The 15,992-nt window shown below is 64.1% G+C and carries 14 protein-coding genes and 1 pseudogene; 1 reads left to right on the top strand and 14 read right to left on the bottom strand.

Translation table 11 applies throughout. The features are described 5' to 3' along the window. Nucleotides 1-15: 15 nt before the first annotated feature. Together prpC and AC1RDS_RS01090 are read right to left on the bottom strand one after the other, a co-directional pair. Nucleotides 16-1,170 carry a bifunctional 2-methylcitrate synthase/citrate synthase gene (gene prpC / locus AC1RDS_RS01095; protein ID WP_092699818.1) on the bottom strand — a complete coding sequence of 385 codons (1,155 nt, stop codon included), beginning with the start codon at nucleotides 1,168-1,170 and terminating at the stop codon, nucleotides 16-18. After that, on the bottom strand, nucleotides 1,167-1,562 hold the full coding sequence (locus AC1RDS_RS01090) for an acyl-CoA thioesterase (protein ID WP_092699820.1): 396 nt from the start codon (nucleotides 1,560-1,562) through the stop codon (nucleotides 1,167-1,169). The genes prpC and AC1RDS_RS01090 overlap by 4 nt, the downstream gene beginning before the upstream one ends. 114 nt (nucleotides 1,563-1,676) lie before the next feature. Between AC1RDS_RS01090 and AC1RDS_RS01085 the strand changes: the two genes are divergently transcribed. Then, the gene (locus tag AC1RDS_RS01085) at nucleotides 1,677-3,107 is read left to right on the top strand and encodes a short-chain fatty acyl-CoA regulator family protein (RefSeq protein ID WP_092699822.1); all 1,431 of its coding nucleotides are present in this window, start codon (nucleotides 1,677-1,679) and stop codon (nucleotides 3,105-3,107) included. 290 nt (nucleotides 3,108-3,397) lie between these two features. Here the strand turns inward: AC1RDS_RS01085 and AC1RDS_RS01080 are convergent, their stop codons facing one another. The 12 genes and pseudogenes from AC1RDS_RS01080 to badH form a co-directional block, all read right to left on the bottom strand. After that, nucleotides 3,398-4,450: a zinc-binding dehydrogenase gene (locus AC1RDS_RS01080; protein ID WP_348682750.1), complete on the bottom strand. Its 1,053-nt coding sequence runs from the start codon at nucleotides 4,448-4,450 to the stop codon at nucleotides 3,398-3,400. Between the two features lie 34 nt (nucleotides 4,451-4,484). Next, complete coding sequence (locus AC1RDS_RS01075) at nucleotides 4,485-6,482, bottom strand: acetoacetate--CoA ligase (protein ID WP_348682751.1); 1,998 nt, start codon at nucleotides 6,480-6,482, stop codon at nucleotides 4,485-4,487. Nucleotides 6,483-6,507: 25 nt separating this feature from the next. Then, nucleotides 6,508-7,398, bottom strand: a complete 891-nt coding sequence (locus tag AC1RDS_RS01070) for an FAS1-like dehydratase domain-containing protein (protein WP_348682752.1) — start codon at nucleotides 7,396-7,398, stop codon at nucleotides 6,508-6,510. An 8-nt stretch (nucleotides 7,399-7,406) separates the two neighbouring features. Beyond that, nucleotides 7,407-7,838: an SDR family oxidoreductase gene (locus tag AC1RDS_RS01065; RefSeq protein ID WP_348682753.1), complete on the bottom strand. Its 432-nt coding sequence runs from the start codon at nucleotides 7,836-7,838 to the stop codon at nucleotides 7,407-7,409. Nucleotides 7,839-7,935: 97 nt separating this feature from the next. Next, entirely contained in the window at nucleotides 7,936-9,132 is a 1,197-nt protein-coding gene (locus tag AC1RDS_RS01060) for an ABC transporter substrate-binding protein (RefSeq protein ID WP_422205831.1), read from the bottom strand. A 113-nt stretch (nucleotides 9,133-9,245) separates the two neighbouring features. Next, nucleotides 9,246-10,110, bottom strand: a pseudogene (locus AC1RDS_RS01055) (IS5 family transposase). Nucleotides 10,111-10,176: 66 nt separating this feature from the next. Then, a complete protein-coding gene (locus AC1RDS_RS01050) occupies nucleotides 10,177-10,491 on the bottom strand; it encodes a hypothetical protein (RefSeq protein ID WP_348682399.1) in 315 nt (104 codons plus the stop codon). 139 nt (nucleotides 10,492-10,630) lie between these two features. After that, a complete protein-coding gene (locus AC1RDS_RS01045; protein WP_348682400.1) occupies nucleotides 10,631-11,410 on the bottom strand; it encodes an enoyl-CoA hydratase in 780 nt (259 codons plus the stop codon). Nucleotides 11,411-11,432: 22 nt separating this feature from the next. Next, a complete protein-coding gene (gene aliA, locus AC1RDS_RS01040; protein WP_348682401.1) occupies nucleotides 11,433-13,073 on the bottom strand; it encodes a cyclohexanecarboxylate-CoA ligase in 1,641 nt (546 codons plus the stop codon). 31 nt (nucleotides 13,074-13,104) lie between these two features. Then, nucleotides 13,105-14,262, bottom strand: a complete 1,158-nt coding sequence (aliB, locus tag AC1RDS_RS01035; protein WP_348682402.1) for a cyclohexanecarboxyl-CoA dehydrogenase — start codon at nucleotides 14,260-14,262, stop codon at nucleotides 13,105-13,107. Nucleotides 14,263-14,279: 17 nt separating this feature from the next. Continuing rightward, on the bottom strand, nucleotides 14,280-15,062 hold the full coding sequence (gene badI, locus AC1RDS_RS01030) for a 2-ketocyclohexanecarboxyl-CoA hydrolase (RefSeq protein WP_348682403.1): 783 nt from the start codon (nucleotides 15,060-15,062) through the stop codon (nucleotides 14,280-14,282). A 39-nt stretch (nucleotides 15,063-15,101) separates the two neighbouring features. After that, entirely contained in the window at nucleotides 15,102-15,869 is a 768-nt protein-coding gene (gene badH, locus AC1RDS_RS01025; protein WP_348682404.1) for a 2-hydroxycyclohexanecarboxyl-CoA dehydrogenase, read from the bottom strand. Nucleotides 15,870-15,992 lie beyond the last annotated feature (123 nt).

The raw sequence follows: 15,992 nt of genomic DNA, 5'->3' as shown, positions 1-15,992 counted from the left end.
TGACTCTTCCAGTGATTACTTGCGGCTCTCGATAGGAACGAAGTCGAGATCCTCTGGGCCGGTGTAGTTCGCACTGGGTCTGATGATCTTGTTGTCAACTCGCTGCTCCACAACGTGAGCGGCCCAGCCACTGGTGCGTGCGATCACGAACAGCGGCGTGAACATAGCGGTCGGAACTCCCATCATGTGATAGCTCACGGCACTGAACCAGTCGAGATTAGGGAACATCTTCTTGACTTCCAACATCACCGACTCCAACCGCTCCGCAATGTCATACATCTTGGTGGAGCCAGCTCCATCTGACAGTCGTTTCGCCACACGCTTGATAACCACGTTGCGTGGATCGCTCACGGTGTAAACCGGATGGCCGAACCCGATGACGACTTCTTTGCGCTCAACGCGGGCACGAATATCAGCTTCGGCTTCGTCCGGGTTGTCATAGCGCTTCTGGATTTCGAACGCAACTTCGTTAGCGCCGCCATGCTTAGGGCCGCGCAGGGCGCCGATAGCACCCGCGATGCACGAGTACATGTCACTACCCGTTCCAGCGATGACGCGCGCCGTGAAAGTAGACGCGTTGAATTCATGCTCAGCGTAAAGGTTCAGTGAAGTATGCATTGCACGCACCCAGCTCTCCGGAGGCGTCTCGCCATGCAGCAGATGTAGAAAGTGACCGCCAATTGATTCGTCATCGGTTTCTACGTCGATGCGTTTACCTTGCGTACTGAAGTGATACCAGTAAAGCAGCATTGAACCCAGAGAAGCCATGAGCCGGTCAGCAATATCACGCGCGCCGGGAAGATTGTGATCATCTTTCTCGGGCAGCACACAGCCCAGGGTCGACACACCAGTACGCATCACGTCCATGGGGTGAGCACCGGCCGGCAGTTTCTCGAGTGCGTCCTTCACACTGGCCGGTAGGCCGCGAAGGGCTTTGAGACGCGCCTTGTAAGCCTTGAGCTCTGCTCGTGTGGGCAGCTTCCCGTGAACTAAAAGGTGCGCGACCTCTTCGAACTCGCAAACCTCGGCGATGTCGAGAATGTCGTAGCCCCGATAGTGCAAGTCATTGCCGGTACGGCCGACCGTGCACAGTGCAGTGTTGCCTGCAGTAACGCCCGACAGCGCAACAGACTTCTTTGGTTTGAAACCCGTAGTTTCGGTGGTGCTCATGGTGTCTCCTGATGATGCGAAAGTGGATCAATGGGGTGGGGGTGACCGGCAGCGTCAACGGCGACCATTTCAAACACGGCCTGCAGGGTTTCGTCAGTCGGCGCACCAGGCGCTTGACTCAGACCACGGACGTACACGGTCATAGAAGTGCGGCCTACACGACTCACATGGGCGCGCAGCATGAGGCTGTGACCCACGGGCACCGGCACGCGGAAGTCGACACCGCTCACTGCAGCCACCACCACTTCACGTTGTGCTCGGTTGCGGGCGGCGAGGAAAGCCGCCTGGGCCAACCAACGCAATGCCTGACCCGCAAACAAAGTGTGATGGTGGTTGGCATGGGATGGCAGAACCATTGCATGCATCTCGGCGCTTCCGTTGAGGCTTGTCATAATTCGCAATTTACGCAAAATATGGATCCCGCTCCAGTCCTAAAAGGGCGAATTCATGCCAATGAAAAATTTAATAATTGCGAATTTTGCGAATTTGTTAATTGAAAATACGCTATGAAAAAAACCTTCATGGGAGTCCGCCTGCGTTCGATGCGCGCTGAACGCGGCCTATCGCAGATCGCTATGGCCCACGCTCTTGGGCTGTCACCGAGCTACCTCAACCAACTTGAGCAGAACCAGCGACCACTCACGGTATCTGTACTGTTGAAGATCCATCGCACGCTTGGAGTCGACGTTCAACAGTTCTCTGAGGACGAGGAGTCGCGGCTCGTGGCAGGCATGCAAGAGGCGTTGGCTGATGCCCCAGAGCCTGTGGCGTTGACCGAAGTCCGCGAGGTCGCGGCGCAGATGCCCAAGTTGGGAAGGGCTTTGTTGGCGCTCTACAGAAGGGGGGTGGAAGCCTCGGAGCAGCTTGACGCTATGGCTGCAACGTTTGGCGATGATCGCTCAGGCAATGTGCCACGACGTACGATGCCATTCGAGGCAGTACGCGACTTCTTCTTTGCACACAAGAACTATTTCGATCCCGTAGACCGCGCGGCTGAGACACTGGCGACCCAGATGCAGCAAAGTGGCATGGCACTTATTGACTGGCTCATTCAGCGACTGGTACATACACACGGTGTACGTGTACTGACTGTAGACGACGATGCGACTAGCAAGCGTCGATACGACAGCGAAATGCGAATACTCCGCCTCGCGAGCGTACTCGAGCGAAGTCAGCAAGCATTTCAGATGGCCACCCAGTTGGCGCTTTTAGAGCATGGGCCGCTTTTCGAAAAACTCACGACAGACGCCACTCTGGAGGGCGATCCTGCGGCACGCCAGCTCGCGCAGATTGGGTTGGCCAATTACTTTGCAGGCGCGCTGGTGTTGCCGTATGGCCGCTTTCTGCACGCAGCGGAGACCTTACGCTACGACATCGAATTGCTGGGCCAAAAGTTTGGCGTAGGTTTTGAGACCGTCTGCCATCGCCTCAGCACACTTCAGCGTGCCGAGGCTCCTGGCATTCCATTTTTTTTCGTGCGCATTGACCGGGCCGGCAATATTTCCAAGCGCCAGTCAGCCACGAATTTCCACTTCAGTCGCACAGGCGGCACCTGTCCGCTCTGGAATGTATACGAGGCCTTTGCGCAGCCCGAGCGAATCCTTCCGCAAATCGCACGCATGCCCGATGGGCGTAGTTACCTGTGGATAGCCCGCACAGTCTCGCGCGGTGGAGTAGGTTATGGCACGCCTCGACAGACCTTCTCGATTGGACTGGGGTGTGACGTGCATCACGCCACCCGCTTGGTTTACAGCAAGGGTTTAGACCTGAGCGATCCTGATGCCGCAACGCCCATCGGCATGGGCTGTAAGGTATGCGAGCGCGAGCAGTGTCAGCAGCGCGCATTTCCGTTCATTGGTCGACCACTGGAGGTGGACGTCAACCACAGTCGAGTGATGCCATACGGCGCCAAACCTCGTGCGGCGAGTGGAGGCTAGTGTTATGAGCAGTTTCTCTTTTACTCATTCCAAACCAGTCACTGCAAATACGAGGGGCTAAGGGCAGGGCAGCCTGGGCTCAACCTCGGAGGGGAGCGCATTTCCAATGCTGCTCTCTCTCTTGAAAGATGCGCCCTCGGGTACCCGGGAATACCCGGCAAGGGGAAGTCGCCCAGAGACGCCAGTATGGCAAAGGTTTTGCTGGCCGCACGCCTGCGCGCTGGCGCGGCAACGAAATGCTCAAACATCGCCGCAAGGCTGGCAAGGCCGCCGCCCGCGTCCATGCGTTCTTACTCGTGATGTGCATCATGGCCTTCGATGCGCAGGGCCACTTTGCCGAATTGCGCACCAGACTCCAGCTGGTTGAGTGCAGCGTGGATATCGCCCAGAGCATAAGTGCTGTCGATCAGCGGGCGCAGGCTGGTGCGATCCACGAAGCCGAGCATGTCGTGGAACTCCCCATAGCTTCCCAGGCTGGAGCCGAAGATCTGTAACTGGCGCACGAAGAGACGGCGCAGGTCGGCACCGGGTTGGTCCCCTGTGGTGGCGCCGCAGATGACGAGTCGGCCGCCGCGCACCAGCGACTTCATTGCCGATGGCCAGGTGGCAGCACCCGTGTTCTCGAACACCACGTCCACTCCCCGACCGCCAGTAAGGGCCATGGCCTGTTTCGCCACATCCTGGGTCTGGCTGTTGATTCCGTGATCGGCCCCGATCGCAAGGGCGCGTTCGAGCTTGGCGTCGTCGCGCGAGGTCACGAACACACGCGCGCCGATGGCCCTGGCCAGCTGCAGGGCGGCCAACGAGACGCCGCCGCCGATACCGAAGACCAGCACCGTTTCCCAGGGCTGCAGGCGCGCCTTGGAAAACAGCATGCGCCAGGCCGTGAGGTGGTTGACACCGAGGGCGGCCGCCTCGGCAAAAGTCAGGTGGGCGGGCTTGGGAAACACCTGTGTCGCCGGCACCTGAATCCATTGGGCGAACGTGCCATCGCGGTGCTCGCCCAGGAACTGGATGCGCGTGCACAGGGCGCTGTCGCCGTGCAGGCAGAACTCGCAACGGCCGCAGGCCACGCCGGGGTGAATGACCACCTCCTGGCCCGGGCGCAGCAGCGGATCGCTGGCGTCGCAGGCGTCCACCACACCGGCCGCGTCGAGGCCCAGGATCTGCGGCAGGCGGTGCGTGATGCCGGCGCCACTGTTGCGCATGTACAGATCTACCTGGTTGAGGGTGGCGGCCTGCACGCGCACGCGCACCTCGCCGGGTGCGCGCTCTGGGAGGTGGTGTTCACGCACCTCGACCACTTCGTTGCCGCCATGGCCGGAAATGAATGCTGCTTTCATGGTCTGGTTTGTCCTCGTGAAGTACCGTTCAAGATCAAAGCGCCGTCCCGCCCGGGCCGCCAAGGTCCAGCGCTTTGGCGTACGTGGCGAAGAAGTCCAGGCTGTGGGGGTTCTGCATGGCGTCCGGGCTGGCCACCTGGGACAGGCGGGCGCCCAGCAGCAGTTTGCGCACCGGCACTTCCATCTTCTTGCCGCTCAGCGTGCGCGGAATCTCGCCCACCTGGACCACCGCATCGGGCACATGGCGGCCCGATGCCTTGGTGCGGATCTGTTGCCGGATGCGCTCGGTCAGGGAGGCGTCCAAGGCCACGCCCGGCTGCAACACGACGAACAAGGGCATGAAGGAGGGGCGCCCCAGGTACTCCAGGTCCACGACCAGGCTGTCAAGCACCTCGGGGAGTTCCTCCACCACCCGGTAGATTTCCGCCGTGCCGATGCGGATGCCGTAGCGGTTGATGGTGCTGTCGGAGCGGCCATAGATCACCGAGCTGCCATAGGGCGTGAAACGAATCCAGTCGCCGTGGCGCCATACCCCGGGGTATATCTCGAAGTAGCTCTCGCGGTAGCGCCGTCCGTCGGGATCGTTCCAGAAGTACAGCGGCATCGACGGCATCGGCTGGGTGATCACCAGTTCGCCCACCTCGTCGATCACCGCCTGACCCTGTTCGTTGAAGGCGTAGGCGGCCACCCCCAGCTCCGCGCACTGGATCTCTCCGGCATGCACCGGCAGGGTGGGCGCGCAGGCGACAAAGCAGGCGGCGATGTCCGTGCCGCCGCTGACCGACGCCAGCCAGACGTCGGGCTTGACGTCGCGGTACACCCATTCAAACGCATCCACGGGCAGGGGTGAGCCCGTGGAGAGGATGGTGCGCAGCTTCTTCAGCGGCGCGTAATCCCGGGGGCGCAGCCCGTCCTTCCTGTGCGCGATGAGGACGGCCGCCCCCGTGCCGAACACGGCGACTTCCTGCTCGTCGATGAACCGCCAGAGGGTGTCGCCACAGGGCCAGGAGGGATGGCCGTCGTACAGCACGATGGAGGCGCCTGTGACCAGGGCGCCCACCAGCAGGTTCCACACGGCCCAGCCCGTGCTGCCCAGGAACAGCAGTCGGTCGCCGGGCCGCAGGTCGTTATGCAGCGCCATTTCCTTCAGGTGCGTGAGCAGGATGCCGCCATGGCCGTGCACCATCGCCTTGGGCAGCCCCGTGGTGCCCGAGGAATAGAGGATCCACAGCGGGTGGCCGAAAGGCAGGCGCTCGTAGCGGGGTGAGGCATCCCGGGCCACGGTCGCGTGCCAGCCCGTGCGTTGGCGCCAATCGACCGCGCGCTCCTGCGCCAGCGGCCCATCCACCTGCACGACATGCTCGACACTGGGCAACTCGGCCAGCAATTGCGCGACTTCCCGGGCCCGGTCGTGCGGCTTGCCGTTGTAGCGGTAGCTGTCCACGGCGAACAGTACCTTGGGCTCGATCTGGCGCAGGCGGTCCAGCACGACAGGCGCCCCCATGTCGGGTGCGCAGCTGGACCATACGGCGCCGATGCTGGCGCAGGCCAGAAATGCGATCACCGTTTCGGGGCGGTTGGGCATGTAGCTCGCCACGCGGTCGCCCGGCCCCACGCCCCAGCCGCGCAACGTGGCCGCCAGCGCTGCGGTGGCGCGCTCCAGCTCGGCCCAGGCAATGTGCTGCAGCGGCACATCCTCGCTGCGTGCGATCACGGCCGGTTGCTGGGACGTGGCATGGCGGAACACATGCTCGGCAAAATTCACCCGGGCCTTGGGAAACCACTCGGCGCCTGGCATGCTGCGCTGGCCCAGCGCGGGCTCGCGTTCGCCATCGGCCTGGATGTCGAAATAGCTCCAGATCGACTGCCAGAAGTCATCCAGGTGCTCGATCGACCAGCGCCACAGCCCGGCGTAATCGTGGGTGGTAACGCCTTGTTCCCGCGCCAGCCAGTCCTGGTATTGCACCAGGCGGCTGGACTGCAGTTGCTCGGGGCCGGGAGTCCAGAGGATGTCGGAGGTAGAGGGGGTCATGGTACTGGGCAGGGCAAGCTGAAAATCAGGGGGCGCTCAGCGCTGCGGCGGCGACCACCGCGGTGCCGGTGAGTTTGGTCTCGCCCGCCTGGTTGCGTGCGGTCAATGCCAGAGTCAGGCAGGGTTCACCGTGCTCGATGCAGTGGCCGGTTGCGCGGGCCTGGCAATGCACCTCGTCACCGATGTGGGTGATGGCTTCAAAACGTACGCTGAAGCGCCGCAGCGCCGCAGGCTCCGCCCAGCGGGTGAGCACACGCGCCAGGTATGCGGCCGACAGCATGCCGTGCGCGAAGACATCGGGCATGCCGGCCTGGCGGGCATAGTCCATGTCGATGTGCAGCGGGTTGTAGTCCCCCGATGCACCGGCATACAGACCCAGCTGGTGTCGGGTGATGGGGCCCGCCGCCACGCGGGGCAGGCCGTCCTCCGCAGCGGGAGCGGTGGCGCGTGGGGCGGGGTGCCCGCTTTCGGGCTGCGGCGGGCGGACGATCATCACGCTGCGCAGATCGGCCACGGGTGTGCCATCGCTGGCCTCGACACGGGTCTCCCAGACCATGAAGCCCAGGGTGCCGTCTTTTTTTTCATAGAGATCGGCAATGCGCGGCTTGAAGTGCAGCGTTTCCCCCGCAAAAGCCAGGCGGTGGTAGACGAAGTGCTGTTCCCCGTGCAACACATGCGCATAGTTGACCTGAAGGCGCTCGTACACCTCCATCGGCCGGGGGCCTGCCATTTCCAGGCAGAACAGGAAGGTGGGCGGCAGCGGCAGCGAAGGGTAGCCACGGGCCTGTGCCACGGCCTCGTCCCGGAACAACGGGTTTTCCTCCCCGGTCACCTGGGCGAACAAGCGCAGACGGTCGCATTCCACCCGGGCGCTGAATGGCGTGAGGTCTGTGCCCTTGAGCGAGATGTCCAGCATGGCGCCCCTTACTGCGCGGTCCAGCCGCCGTCCATGGCCCAGGTCACGCCACGCACATTGGCCGCAGCGGGAGAGCAGAAGAACAGGGCCAGTTGCCCGATGTCCTGCGTCGTCGTGAACTGCATGGACGGCTCCTTTTCACCCAGGCACAGGCGGGTGGCCTCCTGCTCGTCAACGCCCATCGCCTGTGCCCTGTCCACGCCCCCGAACCGGTCGCTGGCGAAGCGCATCAGATCGGCGATATCCGAGGGCCTGGTCAGATCGGCCGGATGGTGTTCAACCCGGCCGCCCAGTGCCGCCACTTCCTGCATGGCGGCCTGCACGTCGCCAAAGCCGTTCATCACCAGGTTGGCGCCCTGTTGGGCCAGGGCCTTGGCGATACCCAGGCCGATGCCGCTGGTGGAGCCCGTCACAAGGGCGGTCTTGTTGTTGGGGTTCATGGTGTTGGTACAAGATGGCCACCACCTGGCGGCGGTGCGGCACATGGAGCGCCCAACGGCGCCACTGCTGCCACCACCCGCCGCGCAGGCGCGGGAGTTACTTCCACAGCGCGCAGCGCGACTCCGCCTTGGTGGTGAAGACCTCTTCGCCCGGCATGGTGGCGATCCGCTTCACATAGTCCCAGGGCATGGTCGATTCGGCGGGCGCCTTGACCTGCATGAGGTACATGTTGTGCACATAGCGGCCATCGGGGCGCACATGGCCCTGGGCGTAGAAGTCCTTGAGCGGGGTCTTCTTGAACCAATCCATGACCTTGTCGGCATCCGTGGTCTTGAGGGCCTGCACTGCCTTGAGCCATTGCATGGTGGCCGAGTAGTTGGCCGCCTGGATGTCGGTGGGCATGCGCTTGGCCTTCTCGAAGAAGCGGCGGCCGAACTGGCGGCTCTCATCGTCCAGGCTCCAGTCCCAGCTGGTGGTGAACAGCAGGCCCTCGGCGTTCTTCAGGCCCATGCTGTGCACGTCCACCAGGAACAGCATCAGGCTGGCGACCTTCATGCTCTTGCCGATGCTGAACTCGCGCGAGGCCTTGAGTGCGTTGATCATGTCGCTGCCACCGTTGGCGATGCCCAGGATCTGCGCCTTGGAGCTCTGCGCCTGCACCAGGAAGGACGAGAAATCCGCGGCACCCAGCGGGTGCTTGACGCCACCTATGACCTGGCCGTTGTGGGCCTTGATCACGCTCGTCGCGTCGCGCTGCAGGGCTTCGCCGAAAGCGTAGTCGGCGGCAAGAAAGAACCAGTTCTTGTAGCCCTGCTTGAGCAGGGCGCCCGCCGTGCCCTTGGCCAAGGCCGTGGTGTCCCAGGCGTAGTGGATGGTGTAGGGCGAGCACTGCTCGTTGGTCAGCGCCGAGGTTCCGGGGCCGTTGGCGATGAACACGCGCTTCTTTTCCTGCGCGAGCTTGGCCATGGCCAGGGCGGCGGCCGAGTTGGTGCCACCCACGAGCATGCTGATGTTCTGGGTGTCCATCCACTCACGCGCCTTGGAGGCGGCGATGTCGGCCTTGTTCTGGTGGTCGGCGCTGAGGAGTTCGATGGGCAGGCCGTTGACCTTGCCGCCGAAGTCGTCGATGGCCATCTGGATGGCCATGGCGCCGTTCTTGCCGTCCAGGTCGGCGTAGGCGCTGGACATGTCGGTCAGAAAGCCGATGCGAATCTTGTCCTGTGCCTGGGCGGGCAGGCTCATCAGGCCAGCCAGGCCGAGCGCGATGGCGAGATGGCGGGAATGCAGGGGCATACTTGTCTCCTTCTTGGGTTGGTGGGTTGGTGGGGGGGAGTGCCGTCACTTCCTTGGAAAACGAGGCGGAGCACGTGTCTGCGCAGCGCCGCCCCGAGGCATGGGCTTAGTATTTATCCGTAAATAACATTGACTGGTAGCTCAATCTTGCGCAGAGCGATGATGGCCGCAGCAAGGTGGTTGAGCGCCAGGAAGGTGTGTTCGAGCTTCTCGTAGCGCACCAATAGTTTCCTGAATCGGTTGAACCAGCCATGGCAGGCCTCGACCACCCAGCGGCGGGCCTTCTTCTTCGGGTCTCGCTTCTTCTGCGCCGCTTCGCTCTTGCGGCTGACCACATGCGGGATATAGCCATGGGCCAGAATCACGGTCATGGCGCCTTTGCCGCGATAGCCCGCATCGGCGCACAGATGCTTGGAGCGGCGCTGCTTGGGAGTCGGACGTTTGACCACGATGGCATTGAGCACGGCCTCAATCTGCGTCACGTCGTGCGCGTTGGCTCCCGTCACGACGAGGGACAACGGGACGCCACGCCCGTCCACCAGCAGGTGGCGCTTGCTGCCATTTTTTCCCCCGGTCCGTCGGATTGGGGCCAACCGCCTCTTGCGCCAGTGGCGCCTTGAACATCGCCCCGTCAATGCTCTGCCAACGCCAGGCAATACCCTGCAGGTCGTCGTATTCGGCCAGGCCCGCCTTCCATAACGACTCAAAGAACCCGGCCCTGGACCATTGCATGAATCTCTGGTGCACCGCGCTGGCACTGCCAAAGCGCTCGGCTGGCAACGCCTTCCATTGGCAGCCCGTCCTCAGGACGTAGACAATGGCCTCGAAGACCAATCGCGGCGCCTTGGGTGGGCGCCCCGCTCCCGCACTGCGCAGGTATTGCTTGTTCGGGTCGCGCACTGGCTGCGGCACCAGGGGCTCTACCCGGGCCCAGAATTCATCCGTCACTTCCCACGAATGGGCATGGGCCTTGGCCATCTGTCTGTCCTGCGCCGAGTGAAGGTCGGCTCAGGTTTGGAGTTTACTTAATTTACGGATAAATCCTTAGAAGGCGTGGCGCAGTCCGACCATCAGGCCGGTCTGGTTCTGGCCCGCGACGGGCGCCAGCGCGGTGTTGCTCACGCCCACCGAGGGCGAGAAGCGCGCGCTGCCGTCGTTGCGCAGGGCGCCCACCGTGGCGTAGGCGGCCGTGCGCTTGGAGAAGGCATGGGTGCCGCGCAGCGCCAGCATCTTGCTGCCGTCGTCGCTGTCCTTGTAATCGACCACGCGCCGCAGGCCATAGATCAGCGCCAGTCCCGAGCGCATCACGATGAGCAGGGCGCCGTACACCAATCGGTTGAAAAGATTGATCGTCAACATGTTCTTGTCTCCTGGTGCGGGTGCTCGGATCCACGTTGTGGCCACCGGCTACCCGTTTGTTGCTATGTTTTTAATAGCTTATAGTGTTTAAATTCATTGGCCTGGATGGAGAAAGCGCTTGGCAAACTATCGGGGCACCTCAGCGGTGCTGGAAGTCCGGCTTGCGCTTATCCAGGAAGGCGTGCATGCCCTCATGCGCATCGCTGCTCGCGAAGCGGCCGTACAGCGCGCGGCGCTCGAACAAGATGCCCTCGGTCAGCGGGCTTTCCCAGGCACGGTTCACCGATTCCTTGATGGCCGCCAGCGCGGGCAGCGAGAACGACGCGATCTGCGCCGCCAGCGCCAGGCTGCGCTCCAGGAGTTCTGCGTCGGGAACGACGCGCGAAACCAGGCCGTAGCGGTCGGCCTCCTGGGCGTCGAGCATGCGCGCCGACAGGCACATGTCCATGGCCTTGGCCTTGCCGATGGCGCGCGGCAGGCGTTGCGTGCCGCCGGCGCCGGGCAGCATGGCGAGCTTGATCTCGGGCAGGGCAAAGCGCGCCGACTCGGCCGCCACGACGATGTCGCAGGCCAGCGCCAGCTCGCAGCCGCCGCCCATGGCGTAGCCCGCCACGGCGGCGATCACGGGTTTGCGGACGGCGCGGATGGTTTCCCAGTTGCGCGTGATGAAGTTGCCCTGGGTGACGTCCATGTACGTCCAGTCGGCCATGGCCTCGATGTCCGCCCCGGCGGCAAAGGCCTTGTCGCTGCCCGTGATGACGATGGCGCCGATGCCGGGGTCGGCATCGAAGGCCAGGAGGGCCGCGCCCAGTTCGTCCATCAGTGTGTCGTTCAGGGCGTTGAGCTGCTGGGGCCGGTGCAGGGTGATCAGGCCTGTGCGGCCGTGCGTTTCCACGCGGATGGGGTGGTCGTCCGTCATGCGGTGTCTCCGGTGGGGCGGATCAGCCCTGGGCGCGCATCAGCTCGCGCAGCTTGAACTTCTGGATCTTTCCGGACGGCGTGGACGGCATGGTGTCGGTGACTTCCAGCCGCTCGGGGATGTACTGCAGGGCCACCTTCTGGTCTTTGAGGTACTCCACCATGGTGGGCAGGTCGAAGGTCTGGCCCGGCTTGGGCACCACCACGGCGCAGGCGCGCTCGCCCAGGCGCTCGTCGGGGTAGGCCACGATGGCAGCCATGGCCACGGCGGGGTGGCGGTAGAGCAGCGACTCGATCTCCACCACCGGGATGTTCTCGCCGCCGCGGATGATCACGTCCTTGCTGCGGCCGGTGATGCGGATGTAGCCTCGCGCGTCTATGCGTGCCAGGTCGCCGGTGTCGAACCAGTCTTCGGCATCGGTCCCGTTGAGGTGCGCGCGGTGCAGATATCCGCCGAAGTTGGAGCACGAGCGCAGCATCAGCCGGCCGGTCTCGCCCACGGGCAGGTCATTGCCATCGACATCGACCACCTTGACCTCCACGCCGGGCAGCGGGCAGCCGTCGGTGGAGAAGGAGCGCTCGTCCTCGTCGTCGAGCTGGGTCAACGTGACGGCGCCGTTCTCCGTCATGCCCCAGGCGGACACGATCTTGGCTCCCAGCGCGACGCGGGCCTGCTCCACCAGCGGACCGGGGATGGGCGCGCCGGCGCACAGGAAGGTGCGCAGCGTGGACACGCCCTGGCCCGTCTCGGTGACGGTCTTGGCCAGGTCGGTGAGGAACGGGGTGGAGGCCATGGTGAAGGTCACGCCTTTCTTCTGGATCAGTTCGATCGCCTTCCTGGGCTCCCAGATGTCCTGCAGCACCACGCTGGCCTTGAGCATGACGGGCATGATCAGCCCGTACATGAAGCCGGTCTGGTGCGCCATGGGCGAGGCCATGAGGATGATGTCCTCGGCGTCCAGGTGCAGGCGCTGGGCGTAGGGGATGATGTTGGCCATCACCGTGTTGGCCGAGTGCATCACGCCTTTGGGCTCGCCAGTGGTGCCCGAGGTGTAGATGAGCTGCGTGATGTCGTCCGGACCCGGGCGGTGGCGCGTCAGGATGTCCTGCGCGTCGGGCGCTTTTTCCCATTCCGGGCCGCTCAGCAGCGCTTCGAAGCTGTTGGCGCCGGTGCCGTCCACCGCCACCAGGTGCTGCAGGTGCGGCAGGCTGGGTCGCAGGTCGGTGACCATCTTTTCGAAATCGAAGCCGCGGAAGGTCTTGGGTGCGATCATGACCTTGGCTTCGCCGTGCTTCAGCATGAACGACAGCTCGCGCTCGCGGAAGATGTGCATCAGCGGGTTCATCACCGCGCCGATGCGGGAGCAGGCCAGGTAGGTCAGCGTGAACTGCCACCAGTTGGGCAGTTGGCAGGCCACGATGTCGTTCTTGCCCACGCCCAGCCGCGTGAGGCCTACGGCGATGCGGTCGGTCATGCGTGCCAGCTCGCCGTAGGTGAAGCGCCGGAATTCTCCCGTTTCCACGCGCAACGCCGTCAGCGCAAGCTTGTCGGGGCAGGTGGCGGCGCAGGCGTCCAGGTCATCGTTGATGGTGCGGTCGTGCCAGAGGCCCCGGGTGATCATGCGCTCGCGGCGCGGGGGCAGCAGTACGGCGTCGAATTGCATGGTTTGTCTCCTTGATTTTGTGTGGGCAGCTTCAGGCGGGTACGTTCTTGCGTCCCGCCCGCGTCCGGGCGATGATGGTTTTCATGATCTGGGCCGTGCCGTCGCCGATCTGGAAGCCCAGCACATCGCGCAGGCGCTGTTCCATCAGGCCGCGGTCGTAGCCGCCGTGGCCAAAGCACAGCAGGCACTGGTGGATCACGTCGTAGGCCAGTTTCGGGCCCCACCACTTGGCCATGCCGGCCTCGGCGGTGTGCGGCAGGCCCTGGTCCTTGAGCCAAAGGCCCTGCAGGCACAACAGGCGCGCGCCTTCGACCTCGGTGTCGTATTGCGCCAGCGGATGCGTCACGCCCTGGAAGGCCGACAGGGGCTGGCCAAACGCCTGGCGCTCGGTGATGTAGCGCCAGGCCTCTTCCAGTGCCACGCGCGCCACGGCCAGGCATTGCAGGCCGATGAGCGAGCGCGAAAAATCAAAGCCGTGCATCACCTGCACGAAGCCCTTGTTCTCGTCGCCCAGACGGTGGCTGACGGGCACGCGCACGTTCTCGAAGAAGATGGAGCCGCGGCCAATGGCGCGCTGGCCGTGGCAGTCGAAGCGGTTGGTGGTGATGCCGGGCGTGTCCATCGGCACCAGCAGGGCCGTGACGCCATGCGCGCCGGATTCGGGCGTTCCGGTGCGGCCGAAGACCACGGCGATGTCGGCCTGATCGGCCGCCGAGATGGAGGTCTTCTCGCCGTTGATGAGGTATTCGTCGCCCACGCGCTCGATGCGCAGACGCAGGTTGGCCGCGTCCGAGCCGCCGCGTGGCTCGGTCAGCGCGATGGCGCAGATGGCCTCGCCCTGCACCAGCTTCTGCAGCCAGGGCTTGACCACTTCGGGCTGGCCGTATTTGGACAGGATCTGCGCGTTCAGCGAAGCCAGCAGGTTCAGGTACGAGAAGCTCAGGTCAGCGCGCGCGATCTCTTCGTGGATCACGCCGGCCGCCAGGCAGCCCATGCCCAGGCCGCCAAACTGCTCGGGCAGTTCGGGCACGATGAAGCCGAGCTCGCCCATCTCGCGCAGCAGTGCGCGGTCCAGCACGCGGGTGCGGTCACGCTCCTGGAAGCCGGGGGCGACCTTTTCCTGCGCGAAGCGGCGCACCGTCTCGGCGAGCGCCTGCAGGTCTTCGTTGATGTACGGGTTCGGGTTCATCGCCATGTCTTCCGTTGTTACTTGGCGTACTTTCGGAACTCGGGCTTGCGCTTGTCCTTGAGCGCGTTCACACCCTCGCGCGATTCCTCGGTGTCGTAGAACAGCTTGAGTGCGTACATTCCCAGGCCCGCAATGCCGGCCTGGTGTGCCGTGTCCATGTTGAAGCTGCGCTTGGCGATGGCGATGGCCGTGGGGCTGCGCTCACAGATGGTCTCGGCCCATTCCTGCACGGTGGCGTCGAGCTGCTCGTGCGGCACGCAGATGTTGGCCAGGCCCATGGCCACGGCCTCCTGGCCCGAGTAGCGCTTGTTCAGGTACCAGATCTCGCGCGCCTTCTTCTCGCCCACCACGCGGGCCAGGAAGGCCGTGCCGTAGCCCGGATCCACCGAGCCCATCTTGGGACCCACCTGGCCGAAGACGGCCTTGTCGGAGCAGATGGTCAGGTCGCAGATGGTGCACAGCACGTTGCCGCCGCCGATGGCAAAGCCCTGCACGCGCGCGATCACGGGCTTGGGCACGTCGCGGATGGCGGTGTGCAGCTCCTCCATGGGCAGGCCGATGGTGCCGCGCCCGTCGTAGTTGCCGTCGTGCGCCGACTGGTCGCCGCCGGTGCAAAACGCCCGGTCGCCGGCGCCGGCCAGCACGATGGCGCCCACGCTCTTGTCATAGCCGGCCTTGTTCAAGGCCTTGATGATCTCGTCGCAGGTGGTGCCGCGGAAGGCGTTCATCTTCTCGGGCCGGTTGATCGTGATCCAGGCCACGCCGTTCTTCACTTCGTACAGGATGTCTTCGAATTGCATGATGTGCTCCTTGGAAAAATGGATGGGACCGGCGCGGGGTCAGCCGTGCATGGTCAGACCGCCGGAGACGCTGATGACCTGGCCAGTGATGAAGGCCGCGTCTGCGCTGCCAAAGAACACAATGGCGTTAGCCAGGTCTTCGGGCTGTCCCAGGCGGCCCATGGGGATGGCGCTCTTGAACGCCTCGATCAGCTTGGCGGGGTCGCGCGCGCCTTCGGCCACGCCTGCCAGCAGGGCGGTATCGGTGGGACCGGGGCACACCACGTTGACGGTGATGCCCTGGCGGGCATGCTCGCGCGCCAGGGTCTTGGACAGCGCCACCAGGCCGCCCTTGCAGGCGGCATAGACGGCCTCGCCCGAAGAGCCGCCCCGCGCGGCGTCGGAGGCCACATTGACGATGCGGCCGGCCTTGCGCTCGACCATGCCTGGCAGCACCGCGTGGTGCATGTGCAGCGCGCCCGTGAGGTTGATGGCGATGAGCCTGTCCCACTCCGCCGGAACCGTCTTGACGAACGGCTTGAACACGTCCCATCCGGCGTTGTTGACCAGCACGCCGATAGGGCCGAGTTGGGACTCGGTGGCGGCCACGGCGGCGTCCACCTGGTCGCGCTGAGTGATGTCGCAGGCAAAGGCGGCCGCCTGGCCGCCTGCCGCGCGGATGTCGGCGGCCACTTTTTCAGCGGCGGCGAGGTTCATGTCAAACACGGCCACCTTGGCACCTTCCGCTGCAAAACGCCGGCAGGTGGCGCTGCCGATGCCACCGCCGCCGCCGGTCACGATGACGGTCTGATTCTTGAGTCCTTGCATGTGCTTTCTCTCCTGGTCAGGGGTTGCTATGCTTGCCGTGTTAGGGATTGCGACAGGCATTTAAGTAAATATGTTGCATATAGTAGGTCTGATATTTCCTGAAAACAAGACCGGAAACCAAGA

The sequence above is a fragment of the Acidovorax sp. GW823-FHT02H02 genome (genome assembly GCF_058797075.1).
This window is presented reverse-complemented; position numbering and strand designations above follow the sequence as displayed.